The organism is Acetobacter sp. ESL1128 (genome assembly GCF_058505085.1).
Genome location: NZ_CP196369.1, coordinates 1,732,272 through 1,746,062, shown reverse-complemented (window position 1 = coordinate 1,746,062; position 13,791 = coordinate 1,732,272). Strand labels below are relative to the sequence as shown.

Annotated in this window: 12 protein-coding genes; 5 read left to right on the top strand and 7 right to left on the bottom strand. The window is 59.8% G+C overall.

What is annotated here, in order from left to right:
- Position 1 precedes the first annotated feature (1 nt).
- The 3 genes from lptG to ACSYTG_RS08085 all read right to left on the bottom strand — a co-directional run bounded on the left by lptG (position 2) and on the right by ACSYTG_RS08085 (position 4,080).
- Positions 2–1,114, bottom strand: a complete 1,113-nt coding sequence (lptG, locus tag ACSYTG_RS08095; protein WP_086647176.1) for an LPS export ABC transporter permease LptG — start codon at positions 1,112–1,114, stop codon at positions 2–4.
- Between the two features lie 16 nt (positions 1,115–1,130).
- Positions 1,131–2,279: an LPS export ABC transporter permease LptF gene (gene lptF / locus ACSYTG_RS08090; protein ID WP_086647177.1), complete on the bottom strand. Its 1,149-nt coding sequence runs from the start codon at positions 2,277–2,279 to the stop codon at positions 1,131–1,133.
- A 91-nt stretch (positions 2,280–2,370) separates the two neighbouring features.
- Positions 2,371–4,080 (bottom strand): porin, encoded by a 1,710-nt coding sequence (locus ACSYTG_RS08085; RefSeq protein WP_489782887.1) that lies wholly within the window; start codon positions 4,078–4,080, stop codon positions 2,371–2,373.
- A 486-nt stretch (positions 4,081–4,566) separates the two neighbouring features.
- Between ACSYTG_RS08085 and ACSYTG_RS08080 the strand changes: the two genes are divergently transcribed.
- Complete coding sequence (locus tag ACSYTG_RS08080) at positions 4,567–6,495, top strand: ABC transporter ATP-binding protein (RefSeq protein WP_489782886.1); 1,929 nt, start codon at positions 4,567–4,569, stop codon at positions 6,493–6,495.
- Positions 6,492–7,184: a GntR family transcriptional regulator gene (locus ACSYTG_RS08075; protein WP_086647180.1), complete on the top strand. Its 693-nt coding sequence runs from the start codon at positions 6,492–6,494 to the stop codon at positions 7,182–7,184. Before ACSYTG_RS08080 ends, ACSYTG_RS08075 begins: the two co-directional genes overlap by 4 nt.
- Before the next feature lie 133 nt (positions 7,185–7,317).
- On the opposite strand, the gene minE is transcribed toward ACSYTG_RS08075, so the two are convergent.
- From minE to minC, 3 genes are all read right to left on the bottom strand, one after another.
- Positions 7,318–7,602 (bottom strand): cell division topological specificity factor MinE, encoded by a 285-nt coding sequence (gene minE, locus ACSYTG_RS08070; RefSeq protein ID WP_086647181.1) that lies wholly within the window; start codon positions 7,600–7,602, stop codon positions 7,318–7,320.
- Positions 7,599–8,414, bottom strand: coding sequence for a septum site-determining protein MinD (minD, locus tag ACSYTG_RS08065; RefSeq protein ID WP_086647182.1), 816 nt, complete (start codon positions 8,412–8,414; stop codon positions 7,599–7,601). The genes minE and minD overlap by 4 nt, the downstream gene beginning before the upstream one ends.
- A gap of 149 nt (positions 8,415–8,563) precedes the next feature.
- The gene (minC, locus tag ACSYTG_RS08060) at positions 8,564–9,259 is read right to left on the bottom strand and encodes a septum site-determining protein MinC (protein WP_489782885.1); all 696 of its coding nucleotides are present in this window, start codon (positions 9,257–9,259) and stop codon (positions 8,564–8,566) included.
- A 185-nt stretch (positions 9,260–9,444) separates the two neighbouring features.
- Between minC and ACSYTG_RS08055 the strand changes: the two genes are divergently transcribed.
- Complete coding sequence (locus ACSYTG_RS08055) at positions 9,445–10,113, top strand: glutathione S-transferase family protein (RefSeq protein WP_095348950.1); 669 nt, start codon at positions 9,445–9,447, stop codon at positions 10,111–10,113.
- Between the two features lie 28 nt (positions 10,114–10,141).
- Positions 10,142–11,320 carry a BaiN/RdsA family NAD(P)/FAD-dependent oxidoreductase gene (locus ACSYTG_RS08050; RefSeq protein WP_086647185.1) on the top strand — a complete coding sequence of 393 codons (1,179 nt, stop codon included), beginning with the start codon at positions 10,142–10,144 and terminating at the stop codon, positions 11,318–11,320.
- 42 nt (positions 11,321–11,362) lie between these two features.
- Here ACSYTG_RS08050 and rsmI read toward each other — a convergent pair whose 3' ends face one another.
- Positions 11,363–12,328 carry a 16S rRNA (cytidine(1402)-2'-O)-methyltransferase gene (gene rsmI, locus ACSYTG_RS08045; RefSeq protein WP_489782884.1) on the bottom strand — a complete coding sequence of 322 codons (966 nt, stop codon included), beginning with the start codon at positions 12,326–12,328 and terminating at the stop codon, positions 11,363–11,365.
- Here rsmI and ACSYTG_RS08040 point away from each other — a divergent pair.
- Complete coding sequence (locus ACSYTG_RS08040; RefSeq protein ID WP_086647187.1) at positions 12,316–13,773, top strand: penicillin-binding protein activator; 1,458 nt, start codon at positions 12,316–12,318, stop codon at positions 13,771–13,773. The genes rsmI and ACSYTG_RS08040 overlap by 13 nt on opposite strands.
- Positions 13,774–13,791 lie beyond the last annotated feature (18 nt).

Genomic DNA, 13,791 nt, shown 5'->3' with positions numbered 1-13,791 from the left:
ATCAGCCATCCTCCAGATGAAGAAGTAGTGCAACAGCCAGACAAAGCCCGGCAAGGGTAGGTGCCCATGCAGCCAGAACGGGGGGAAGCGCTCCTGACTTTCCTAACTGCTCAGCGACTTTGGATATGGTGAAAAGCAGAAAACCCGCCGCAACACCAGACCCAACCATTTTGGCAACGCCCCCCCGCCGTGACGGACGCATGGAAAAACCGGCGGAAACCAGTGCCATGGTGCCAGCCAGTATAGGTAATGCCAGAAGAGACTGGAAATGAATACGGTGGCGTATGGATGAAAAACCTGAATGATCCAGCAAGGTTATAAAACCCGGCAGCGCCCAGACGGAAAGCGTGTCGGGCGAGGCAAAGCTTTCCTGCACCCGATCAAGGGTCAGGCTTGTGGGGAGGACGATGACGCCAACAGGCGTTAGAATGTTGTTGGGCCGGACCACAGATGCCTCGGTAAGTTCCCACCCTGCGTTTTTCAAAGCCCCTCTGGGGGATTCGATTCGCATGATCAGCTTGTCTTCATGGTCGAGCCGAAACACGCTGATATCGCGAATATGCAGTTGCCCCTGAGTTACCTGCACGTCCCCCGCATGCAGCATGGTTACGCCGTGCGGGTCGTATTGTGTGTCTGCCTGACGCAGCCACAGTGAACCGCCAGAAAGGCTGAGAGGCCCTCCGTCGGAGCGGAGGTACTGCTGGTCCAGATCCGCAGCGCGGCGGTACATGACGGAGGAAAGGGGGGAGATCACGCATGTGGCCGTAATGCCAAGCAGAATGGCGCAGGCCAGAGGTGCTGCCAGAAACTGCCAGACCGAAAGCCCCGCCGCACGCGCGACTATGAGCTCGGATGAGCGCGTCAGCCGCCAGAAACACACAATGCCGCCCAGCAGAATGCCAAACGGCAGAATTTCCATGGCAAAATAAGGTACGTGCAGCCCGGCAATTTCCGTCACGATGTTGGAGGAAACTTCAGGGCGGGAGGAAACCCGGCGGAACAGGTCAATCAGGTCAAACAGGCAGATAATACCCGTCAGGGCCGCAATCATGGTCAGCACGCACAGCAGGAACTGCCGCGCAATATAACGCGAGAGGGTGACGGCAACGATCATGCGTTCGGGCGTCCTCTCATGCCTGCTGGGGCTGGCGGCGGTTGGCTTTTATTTCCGGCATGAACAGCAGATAGGCACAGACCAGCCCGGGCAGCGTGGCAAAGAGCGGAATAAGGGGAATAAGCCGCATGTTGCGCCCGGCCAGATTCTGCAAAAGCATGGTTACGGCCAGCAACCCGACAACACACAGCACCGCTACAAGCGGGCGCGTTACGCTGCCATGGCGCGAGAATGCGCCCCGGAGCATGGCAAACATGCCGATCATGGCAAAGGAAAAACAGGTTAGCGGGGAGGTCAGGCGCCGCCAGCCTTCCACCTTGAACTTGCCCGTATCCCGCGCCGAAACGGCACTGGGGTCGGGGGAGAGCAGCTCGGAGAGGGACATCTCGGCTGAATCACGCAGATGCTGGCTTGATGGGTGTGCGGTAGAAAAATCCATGGTGTCCTGTTTGAAAACCAGCATGTTCAACCGGCCGGTTTTGCGGTCGAGAACCTGACGGGACCCATCATAAAGCACAACGCGCGGCACGTCATTGACCATGACCATATTGCCGTGGCTGGCCAGAATTGTGGCATGGTTGTCGGGTTGCCGGTCATCTTCCACCAGAATACCCCACAGAACCCCATTCTGGTCGCGCGAGCGGATATAGACGGTCATGGTGTTCGATACTTTTGTAAAAACACCATCCTGCAGCATAAAAGCCGCCATCTTGTTCCTGATCTGGAGCTCGTACTGGCGGAACGCATGGTAGGAGGAGGGGACAATCCACACGTTGAGTACAAACACGATCAGGGTGGAAAGTGCCGCGCAGATCAGCCCCGGCCGCGCCAGAGAGAAGGGGGAAAGCCCCGCAGCCTGCATGACCGTAAGCTCACGGTCGCTGGCCAGACGCTGGTAAACAAACAGGCTGACAATAAAGGTGGTAATGGGCATGACCACCGCCACAAAGGACGGCAGCAAAAGACTGGTCAGTTCTATGAACACACGCAGGGACAGGCCCCTGTCCACAACCAGCGACACAAAATGTAGGGACTGCATAAGCCAGATCAGTGCCGCCAGCCCGCCCGTAGTGGCTGCCAGCGCCACCAGCAACTGGCGCAGCACGTAGCGGTCCAGCGTTAAAAAGTGGTGTTGGAGCCACAGAAGAAGGGAGCGGACAGTCATGCTCTCGGTTATCTACCTCCGTGGTGTCAGAGGCAACAGCCCGGGCTGTAATCGGTCTATAAAATAGAGACGACAGAACCCCTTGACCGGACTAGAACATCAGCATGACACCGCCAGATGCGGTGTTGTCGCTCTCCTTGCTGCCCCCATGTGCGGAGGAGGACGTGTGGGAATATTCGCCAACCACGGTCAGCCAGTCGGTCATCTGGTAATAGGCGGCCCCGACCTCAGACTGGTTGCGGCGCACAAGCCCCGCAGAACCCGCCTGACTTTCCAGAGCCGTATTTTCCCCACCAGCCAGATACAGGTTGCTTACGCCATAGCTGCCAACCAGACGGAATTTTTTGGTAATATGGTAGGCGCCCTGCACGTAATACCCTTCCGAGTCACGTTTGCGGCCACTGGCATCCACACCATCAAAGAACAGGCCGGTCGTGCCCAGCCCGCTGCCACGGTAGTAGTAGGCAACGCCTTCAAGCGGACCATAGGTGACCTTGGTGCCAATATCCCCCGCTTCCACCATCGCGCTGTGGTGCTGGTCGGAGCTGAGCAGGGGTGTTTTGCCATCTGCCTGCAGGCTGCTGAGCCCCTGCATGTGCTGGATCAGGAAGCTGGCCCAGATGTGGAACTGCACATCGGAGACGGAAAAATCATACACGGCGCGGCCCTGCACCATGGGGGAGGAATGCTGGGTGGACCCGGCCGAATACTGGCTGGCAGCGGAGGCCGTGGTGGGGTTTGTGGCATCGGCGTAGCCAAATTCATCCAGCGGCTGGAAAATACCCACTGACCCCTGAAAACCGCCCAGCTTGGGGGAGGTATAGGAGATCTGGGGGATCCAGTCCGCGTACACATAACCCACGCCAATACGGCCCAGCGATGTATTGGCAGGGGAGGCATTGCTGCCTGTGGAACCAACACTGAGCAGGGTTGCATCGTTCATGATCGCATCGCTGGCGAACAGGGCCAGATCACGACCGATCTTGAAGGTCCCCATGTCCTTGTTGCCAAAGGTCATGTACACCTGACGAAGGTCGATGCCTGCCGTGCCCAGCCCCACGGGGCTACCGCCGGAGTTGGCGTTAAAGGCGGCGGGCTTGGCGTTGTCCAGCCCCGGATACATGCCCAGAACAGCGGAAATATCCATACCCTGCTGCACGGTGTTCATTTTGAGAATAAACCCGGCAGGCAGCAGCCCGTTTCTGACTGCGGAGGAATCAAAGCCCGAAGACCCGGAGGAAACACCACCGGCAACAGGGCGGCCACCCGCAGGGCTGTTATAGGTGTAAAAACCGTTCACAAAGCCTGAAAGGTTGATGTCTATGGGGCCGGCTTTAAAGGTCAGCCCCTTGCCCGGCACATATTTGGCAACACGTACAAAATTGCCGCTATCCAGCGCTTTGGCGGCTTCCTGTGCGGAGCGCGCGCTGGCTTCTGCCCGGGTGGCGGCATCTTCCGCTCGCAGGGATATGTCGTTTTCACCCGCGCCGGGATCAAAGCGGATACCAGGCTCATAGCCCGATTGCGCACCACGGGCTGCATGCGCCATGGCCGTGCGTGTGCCGCCGGAAGCTACATGGGCCGGGCGTGCTGCACGGGGTTCAGCCGCAAGGGCGGCATGGTGGACATGCTTGGCCAGAAGTGTGTCATATTCATGTCTGGTCAGGCTGCCCTTGGCACGCAGAACATCCAGCAGGTCTGCGTAGTCATCCGCGTAGGCAAGCGTGGGGAGCATATAAGGCACCCCGGCAACTGATGCAGCCATGACAGTAGCCAACAGTGCCTTTTTTCGCGATGCCATGAACTGTGTACTCCCTTGAATTCTCATGTTCTCTGTGGAAGCCAAGGCTTGCTGTCGTCAATATGTGGATAATGGGCGGCAAGGCTGCGCAGGCGGTGCGGTTGCTCCCCGTTTTTGGGCGTTCTGATATGCGCGCATTGGGTGGCGTGTACCCCGGTTGTGTGTGGGGCCCGCTGGATGCTGCGTTATTTCAGTTAAAATAGTGTAATATTTTCAGGGATTTATATAATTTTTAGCATATGTGGGCCGGGAAAAATTCTGTTTGGAGATGAGCCAGTACCGGATAGCCCGCGCCACAGAACGGGGTGGAAAAGTTGAAAAACAGGTGAAGGATGGTTGCCTCGGGTCGTGGCTCATCACGCAATGTTTATCGTTATAACAAGGGGTTCTGGCGCTTCCGGTTGGTTCGGAATCATAACGGGCATGGCGTAGGCCGCGTGTTGGTATGCGTTAAAACCTGTTTGGGATAAGCCGGAAAGACACGTAATGTGGACGCAATACCCGACTGCGGCAGGCAGGATGGGTGCTGTTCCGGTCTGGCTGTTGGGTCAGGCGTATTCTGCCAGGGAAGAAAACCAGAGCGTGTTGGTGGACGACAAAAACAACAAGACCGACGGGGCCAACCCCGTATCCGCCCATGTAACCGTACCCGATGAGGCCTTGCCCGCCTATGCCGGCCGGCCGGTACGCTTTTTGCTGCGCTACATGCGCGCAAGGCCTGTGGGGCACGCGCTGGTTTTTGGGGCCGTAGGAGGGGCCATAAGCTGCATTGTGCTCTCCTCCTACGGTATTCGCCATCTGGTGGACCTGATGACCAGCCACTCCGGCGCGGCTGCGGTTTCGGGCGTATGGGCCGCCGTGGGGGTGCTGATCGGGCTGATCGTGGCGGACAACATATGCTGGCGTATTGCGGGCTGGTTTGCCGCCCGGACATTTGTGGCGGTTACGGGGGATATACGGCAGGACCTGTTCCGGTTTTTAACGGGCCACTCTCCAGCTTATTTTGCTGATCGTATGCCCGCATCCCTTGCCGCGCGTATTGCAACGGCGGGGAATGTCAGCTTCACCATTGAGAATATGCTGGCATGGAACGTGCTCCCGCCCAGCCTGAATGTGCTGCTCTCTGTGGTGCTTATGCTCTCGGTCAGCCTGACCATGGGTGGGGCGACCGTTCTGCTGGCTGGCGGTTTGTGCCTGATCATGTTCCGTTTAGCGCTCAAGGGGCGCAGGCTGCATGGGCATTACGCGGTGGCCGCCGCCGGGCTGGAGGGCGAGACACTGGATGTTATGGGCAATATTGCCCTTGTCCGTGCCTTTGGTATGCGCAACCGCGAGCGCCAGCGCTTTAATGCCCTGACCGAGCGGGAAATGGGCGAGCGGCTCAAATCCCTGCGCTATATGGAGCAGCTCCGTATGATTCATGCGGGCATGACCGCTGTGCTCACGACGGGCCTGCTGGTCTGGGCCGTTCTGCTGTGGCAGTGGCAACAGGCCAGTGTGGGGCAGGTGGTTATGGTGATCACGCTGGGCTTTGCCATTCTGCACGGCACGCGCGATCTGGCTCTGGCACTGGTGGAAACCATTCAGCACAATGCGCGCCTGTCCGAGGTGCTGTCCTCCCTGCTGGTACCGCATGACATGCCCGACCCGCAGGTTGCCGCCGACCTGCCCAGCCCCGTGCGGGGAGATGTCCGTTTTGGCGATGTAACCTTTGCCTACCCCGGAGGGGAGCCGGTTCTGGCGCATTTTAACCTGCACATTGCCGCAGGGAGCCGTGTGGGGCTGGTGGGGCGTTCAGGCTCGGGCAAAAGTACGGTGCTGGCCCTGTTGCAGCGCATGCGCTTTGTGCAGTCCGGTTCCATACTGATCGACGGGCAGGATATCCGGGAACTGACAGATGACGCCCTGCGGGCCTGCCTGTCTGTTGTGCCGCAGGATGTCTCGCTTCTGCATCGCAGCGTGATGGAGAACATCCGCTACGGCCGGCCTGATGCGAGCGACGAGGCGGTACGCGCCGCCGCTGCGGCCGCCGGATGCGCCACGTTTATTGATGCCCTGTCCGAAGGGTTTGAGACAATTGTGGGGGATCGAGGGGTCAAGCTCTCGGGCGGGCAGCGCCAGCGTATTGCCATTGCACGGGCCTTTTTGCGCAATGCCCCTATTCTGATCCTGGACGAAGCAACCAGCGCGCTGGATACGGAAAGCGAGGAGCACGTCCAGCGCGCACTGGACCGGCTTATGGTGGGGCGCACGGTTATTGCCGTGGCGCACCGCTTGTCCACCCTGCGAAACTTTGACAGAATCGTTGTTATGCAGGATGGCAGAATTGCAGAGGACGGCTCTCCTGCGCAACTTGAGCAGCAGAATGGTCTCTATAGTCAGTTTCTGAACAGGCAAATGGCACATGCGCAATGACATTTAACACCATCACCATTCCAGCGCAGGGTGAGAGCAGGCCCGAAGGGCGGGGCGCTCTGGCGGCGTATGCCTACCAGCAGATCCGTGACCAGTTGATTTATTGCCGGTATCAGGGTGGGGAGCGGCTGGTGCTGCGCCCACTGGCTGCATCGCTGGGCTTAAGCCCAACCCCTGTGCGTGAGGCCCTGCTGCGCCTTGTATCCGAGCAGGCACTGGTGCTGGATGAGCGCAATACGGCGTGTGTCCCGCTGACTTCCCGCCCTGTTTTTCTGGATATTCATGGGGTGCGCGAAGTGCTGGAAGAGCGCGTAACCCGCGATCTGGCCGCCCATATCACACCCGAGCAGATTGCCGTGCTTGAAGAAAAGCACGCGGCATTTATTGCCGCGTATGAGGCGGGTGAGCCGCATGCAACGGCCATAACCAATGTGTATTTCCATAGCACCGGGGCTGGTTTTTCAAGGTTGTCGGTTACTGTGGGGCTGATCCGGGGGCTATGGACCCGCATGGGACCAATTTATGCCGCCGCCAATGGCCTGCCTACCATAAGCCCTGCCAACCCCGACCACCCACACCTGCAACTGCTCCAGGCCTTCCGGGCGGGGGATGCGGATGCCGCGGTAAAAGCCCTTAAGCGGGACTTCATGCAGGCTAAGGAATGGCTGGAGCCTCTTCTGCCCGGCTAAGGCGCTTTTATGGCCTATGTATGAAAAACGCCCTGTTCGCACCATACCAGAGATATGGCGCGAGCAGGGCGTTTGCGTACTGGCAGCATAATAGACCGCCTGGGCCTGCGATGCTGGGGCATAATAGGTGCTGTCAGTCTTTTTTGGCGTTTTCGGCCCTGTCGGTCAGGCCGGGAACTTCCACATCAATTTCCAGCACCGAACACTGCGCGCCACGGTCCATTTTAATCTGAACCTTGTCCTGATCGACCGCGACATGCCGCTTGATCACTTCCATGATCTCACGGTGCAGCTTGGCAAGCAGGTCATCCTTGCCATCACCAACAGCAATACGTTCGTGCGCCAGCAAAATCTGTAGCCGATCGCGCGCAACCGGCGCCGAGGAGCGGCGCTTGAAAATGCTGGAGAGGAATGTCATGCGACTCTCCGTTTGAACAGCCAGTCAAACAGGCCCTTGCGTTCTGTGGGAATGGTGACTTCCACCTTCTCTCCCATCAGGCGGCGAGCGGCTTCGGTATAAGCGCGGGCTGGCGCGCTATCCGGTTCTGCAATGGTTACGGGCGCACCCACGTTGGATGCCTTGAGCACATCTGCGCTTTCGGGGATAATGCCCAGCAGCGGGATGGACAGAATCTCCAGCACATCGTCCGTGCCCAGCATGTCGCCACGGGCGGCACGCTGCGGGTCGTAGCGGGTGATCAGGAGGAACTTCTCCATTTTCTCACCGGCTTTGGCTTTTTCCGTTGTGCTGTCCAGCATGCCGATAATGCGGTCACTGTCACGCACGGAGGAGACTTCGGGGTTGGTCACGATCACGGCCATGTCGGCGTGGTGCATGGCCATTTGTGCGCCGCGCTCAATCCCCGCGGGGCTGTCACAGATCACCCAGTCAAACTTTTTGCTCAGGTCGGCAATAACCTTGGCCACACCTTCTGGCGTCAGGGCGTCCTTGTCGCGCGTCTGGGATGCGGGGAGGAGGGAGAGCGTATCAACCCGCTTGTCCTTGATCAGGGCCTGAGCAAGGTTGGCGTCCCCCTGAATAACGTTGATCAGGTCAAACACCACGCGGCGTTCGGCCCCCATGACAAGGTCGAGGTTACGCAGACCAACGTCAAAATCCACCAGAACCACGCTCTGGCCAGCTTTGGCCAATGCTGCCCCAAGAGCTGCGGTGGTGGTGGTCTTGCCGACACCCCCTTTGCCTGACGTGACGACCAGAACCTTTGCCATCAGTCTTCCTCTTCCTTATGCAAGCCGGTAAAGGCGCGCGCTTTATGCCACGGCCCAATCTGGGTGAGACATTACAATCTGTGCGCGAAAATGAAACGTATAATGTGACATTAATACGGCTTTTGTAGCATGTTTTATTCAAACCCGCATCAGGGTAGGGGTTTGAATACCAGAGTTTCCCCCGCAAGCATGACCTGTGTGGGTTTGCCGGTGCATTTTTCGTCCATTTCTTCCGCCGTGGCGTAGAATCCGTCTATGGCAACAAGCTCGGCGGCAAGGTTGCGGGTAAAAATCCGGGAGTCCGCATTGCCGCCAATGCCAGCAATGGCGCGGCCCCGCAGTGCGCCATAAATATGCACGGACCCACCAGCCGTGACTTCCGCCCCTGAGGACACGGCCCCCAGAATAACCACATCCCCATCAGGCCAGATAATGTGCTGGCCCGAGCGCACGCTTTCTTCCACCACAAGGGTAGGGGCCAGTGTCGGGGTTTTTTCCCCTTCCGGGATGCTGACCGGGCCGGAGGCGCGCCCACCCATCGGGCTTTCCGGCCATGCCCAGTCGGCCACGGCAGGCCAGGACCTGTCTCCCCCTTCTATGCCCAGTACGCGTATGCCGCGTTCTTGCAGGGCGGGCAGGAGGTGCGGCAGGTCGGGTGTGTCTGCCTGCATGAGGCTGAGGTCCAGAATAACAGGCTTGCCCGCAAAAAAGCCCACTGCGCGCTGGATCTGGTGGTCCAGTGCGGCCAGCCAGTCCACCAGCGGTGTTTCCGGTGTGAGGGTCAGGGCCAGAAAGGAGCGCCCAGACATACGGATGCGGGAGGAATTGGAATGTGTGCCGGACAACGAACAGATGCTCTCTCAAAAACAGGAACGCCAGTTAGCGTGTAGAATAACAGGGTTGTATTGCAACAGAGAAGTTTGTGTTGCGGGTTAGTTTTTGCCGCACAAAAGGAATATGTGGAAATTGATGGGCTTTGCCCGGTTTTCCCTCTGGCGTGGCTGCATGCAATGGCATAAAGCACTAGGGTATGCGTACCCTGTTCCATTTCCCCCTTTCTCCAGCCAGCCGCACGGTGCGTCTTGTGCTGGGTGAAAAACGCCTGCCGTTTGAAGCCATTGTTGAACGCCCGTGGGAAAAACGCCCCGAGTTTCTGGCGCTCAACCCCGCGGGTGATGTGCCCGTTCTGGTGGAAGATAACGGATTGATCGTACCCGATGTGTACGTGATCAGCGAATATCTGGAAGAGGCGTATGCCGATATTCCTCTGCTGGGCCGCACACTGGCCGAGCGGGTGGAAGTGCGCCGTGTTGTCGCGTGGTTTGAAACGCTGTTCGCCCGCGAAGTCTCAGGCCGGTTTATTGATGAACGGGTGATGAAGCGCCTGAGCGGGCGCGGCAACCCCGATGGCGGTGCCCTGCGTGAAGCCTATGCCTCCATGCGTCCGCTCATGAAATACGTGAACGACCTGGCCGAAAACAGGAGCTGGCTGGGGGGGCACTTTTTATCCCTTGCCGATTTTACGGCGGCTGCACACCTGTCCTGCCTCGATTTTATTGGCGACATAGACTGGGCCAAGGTGCCCGCCGTGCGTGACTGGTACGCCAAAATGAAGTCCCGCCCGTGCTTTCGCCCACTGCTGAACGACCGGGTTTCCGGCATTACGCCGCCTGATTACTATACCAATCTGGATTTCTGATACTTTGACACAAAAAAACGTAACGCCGATGTTTGATGTTCTTGTCATCGGTGGGGGAGCGGCCGGGTTAATGGCCGCCCTGACGGCAGGCCAGCATGGCCGCAGCGTAGCAGTGCTGGAGCATGGGCCGGAAGTGGGACGGAAAATCCTTATTTCTGGTGGTGGGCGGTGTAACTTTACCAACCAGACCATGCGGGCCGACCGGTTTTTGTCCGCTAACCCGCATTTTGTAAAATCGGCCATCAGCCGGTATCAGCCCAGCCATTTTCTGGACCTGCTGGCCAAGCATCGCATTGCCTGGCACGAGAAAAAACTCGGCCAGCTTTTTTGCGATAATTCCGCACATGATATTGTGCAGATGCTCCTCAACGAGTGTGCCGCAGCCCGTGTGCGGATCCTGACCGATGTACGGGTTTATGATGTCAGCAAATCCGATGTCTTCCGGGTCCAGACCTCCCGGGGGGATATGACCGCCCGTTCCGTGGTGCTGGCAACGGGTGGGCTGTCCATTCCCAAACTGGGGGCCAGCCGCTTTGCGTATGAAATGGCGCGGCAGTTTGGCCTTGCTGTCATTCAGCCCGAACCTGCTCTTGTTCCGCTGACCTTTGGTGGGGAGAGCGAGGAATGGGTGCGCTCACTGGCCGGGCTTTCGCTCCCCGTGCGGGTCACATGTGGCAAAACCACGTTTGAGGAAGCCCTGCTGTTCACGCATCGGGGCATGTCTGGCCCGGCCTTGTTGCAGATTTCCTCCTACTGGTCTGCGGGGCAGCCCCTGTTTGTGGACTTTTTGCCGGGGCAGGATATTGCCGCCCTGCTCATGAAGCTGAAAAAGGAAGGCTCCAAAGCCAGGGGCGCCGGGGCACTGGCACGCTGGCTGCCGCAACGTCTGGCCCACGCCATGGTGGAACTGGGCGCGCCCGAGCGTACACTGGCGGAATGGGCCGACCGGGACATCCGGCTTATGGCGCAGCGGGTCCACAGCATGGAGCTTAAACCGCAGGGGACGGAAGGCTTTGCCAAGGCCGAGGTCACGCGCGGAGGGGTAGATACCAAAGCCCTGTCTTCTCGCACCATGGAGGCGCAATCCGTGCCGGGGCTATATGTGGTGGGCGAAGCCGTGGACGTAACGGGCTGGCTGGGGGGCTACAACTTCCATTGGGCATGGGCCAGCGGCCATGCCGCAGGCGAGGTTGCGGGCGCGCTCTAGCCTGCCGCGGCACCCCGGCCCGCAAGGGAGCCGGGGTGTTTTTTATGCTTCTTTTGCTTCTGCCGCCAGTTCCAGCGCGCGCGCATAGACCGTGCGTTTGGGCAGGCCCGCTGCTGCGGCTGCCAGTGCGGCGGCATCCTTGACCGAATGCGTGCCCAGCAGGGCGCGTAATGTGGTGTCCAGATCATCAGCGGACGTTTCAACTTCCGGGGCTGGGCCGAGCAGTACGGTAATTTCGCCCCGTGGTGGGGTCTGGGCATAAAACGTGGCCAGCTCTTCTGCCGTGCCGCGCTTGACCTCCTCAAACCGTTTGGTCAGCTCCCGCGCTACAGCACAGGGGCGGTCGGGGCCGAATACGCTGGCCATGTCTGCCAGTGTTTCCGCCAGACGGTGGGGGGCTTCATGCCAGATCAACGTTGCGCTCAGCCCTGCGCGTTCGGCTGCGTGCAGCCGGGCGAATGTTTCTTTCCGCGCGGCGGAGCGGGGGGGCGGAAAGCCCACAAACATATACGGGTGGGGCGGCAGGCCGGACAGGACAAGGGCCGTCAGTGCCGCGTTGGGGCCGGGGACAACGGTTACGGGAATATCGGCATCAATGGCGGCGCGCGTCAGCCTGAATCCGGGGTCCGAGAGCAGGGGCATGCCTGCATCGGATACAAGGGCAATCTGTACCCCTTCGCTTAAGCGGCGGATCAGGTTGGGTACGCGCTGGCGCTCATTATGTTCATGCAGGGCTTCTGTCCGGACAGAAATCCCCCGGTCCGCCAGCAGGCGGGCTGTCATGCGGGTATCTTCACACAAAACCAGATCGGCTCGGGCCAGTGCCTCCGCCCCTCTGGGGCTGAAATCCCCCAGATTGCCAATAGGGGTCGCAACCAGCACAAGCCCACCTGAAAAACGCGCATGACTTGGCGCATGTCCTTCGGTATGCAAAGGTTCGATCCCATTGGAAGACGGTGCCTCGGACGGGGTGTTGGTAGAGGATGATCTGGATGATGACGCGTGCATACTCGCTCCTGTCAGGGCTTTCCCGTCAAGGTCTGGCGGCAAACCGGGCATTGTGCAAGACCGGAGTGGCTGCTCTTGGCGTAACAGGGCTGATCCTTGCCGGATGTGCCGACCAGTCCGGAACATCGGGTATGGGTGCGGTGAGCGCGCCAGCCACGCAGGCCACCAGCCACAAGGTTGGGGTGCTGCTGCCGTTAAGTGGCAACAATGCAGCCCTTGGGCACGAACTGCTTGCCGGTGTGCAACTCGCCCTTGGGGGGGAAGGACTGCCCCCCGATATGCAGATGGATGTGCATGATACGGCAGCCATAGGGGGCGCTGCTTCGGCCACGTCCGCCGCCTTGCAGGCCGGGGATGGTATTCTGCTTGGCCCGCTGACCAGTGGAGACACCGCAGTAGCGGCCCCCGCAGCGCAGGCGGCAGGTATTCCCGTGCTGGCCTTTACCAGCGACATTACACAGGGGCGGCCCGGTGTGTGGGTTATGGGCATTACCCCCGAGGAGCAGGTGCAGCAGCTTGTTGCGCAGGCCAAGCGGGACGGGCGGCAGCATTTTGCTGCCCTGCTGCCCGATAATGCTCTGGGCCACGCTATGGGGAATGGTCTTGTCAGCGCCTGCCGTGATCAGGGTCTGGCAGCACCCACCATAGCCTACCATAACGGCACGGCGGACGGGATTACCCAGACGCTGCGCCAGCTATCGGGCTATGATGCGCGCGTTGCCGCAGTCAAGCAGGCCATGCCTTCAAACCCCGTGCCCGGTGCCACCACAACAAGCGGTAACCCCAGTGAAGTATCCGGCCTGACCGAACTGCCAAAGGTTGCGCAGTTGCCTGCCAGTCTGGCGGCAGCCCTTGGGCAGGACCCCAACCAGCCTGCGGCCCCCATTGCCCAGCCGGGGCAGGCACCCAATGGTGCGGCAACCCTTGTAGCCCCGGCAGCCCCGCAGGTTACACTGGGCGCTCCGCCGTTTGATGCCCTGTTGCTGGCCGATATTGGGCTGGGGCTGAAAAACGTGCTGGATGCGCTGGTTGTTACGCAGGTTAATATGCCTGATGTCCGCATTATGGGGCCGGGGTTGTGGGCATCTTTTGCCTCCAAGCTCGGGGCGATCAAGGGGGCGTGGTATGCGGCACCTGACCCCACCTCCCGTCAGGCTTTTGTCACGCGCTTCATGGCGCGTAATCACCACATGCCCAAGCCACTGGCTGATATGTCGTACGATGCGGCCACCGCAGCGCTGACCGTGGCCCGCAGCGGCGTGCCCGGCTACCCTGCTGAATCCCTGACGCGTCCGGGTGGTTTTGCCGGGGTGGATGGCACGTTTACCCTGTTGCCGGATGGGCGCGTACGCCGCGCACTTGGGGTGTTTGAGGTTATCGGGAACGGGAGCGATGCCCGTATGATTTCAACCCCGGTGCAGGCACGGACCGGCACATCCGGCTAAACCGTTCCAGCCAGAACA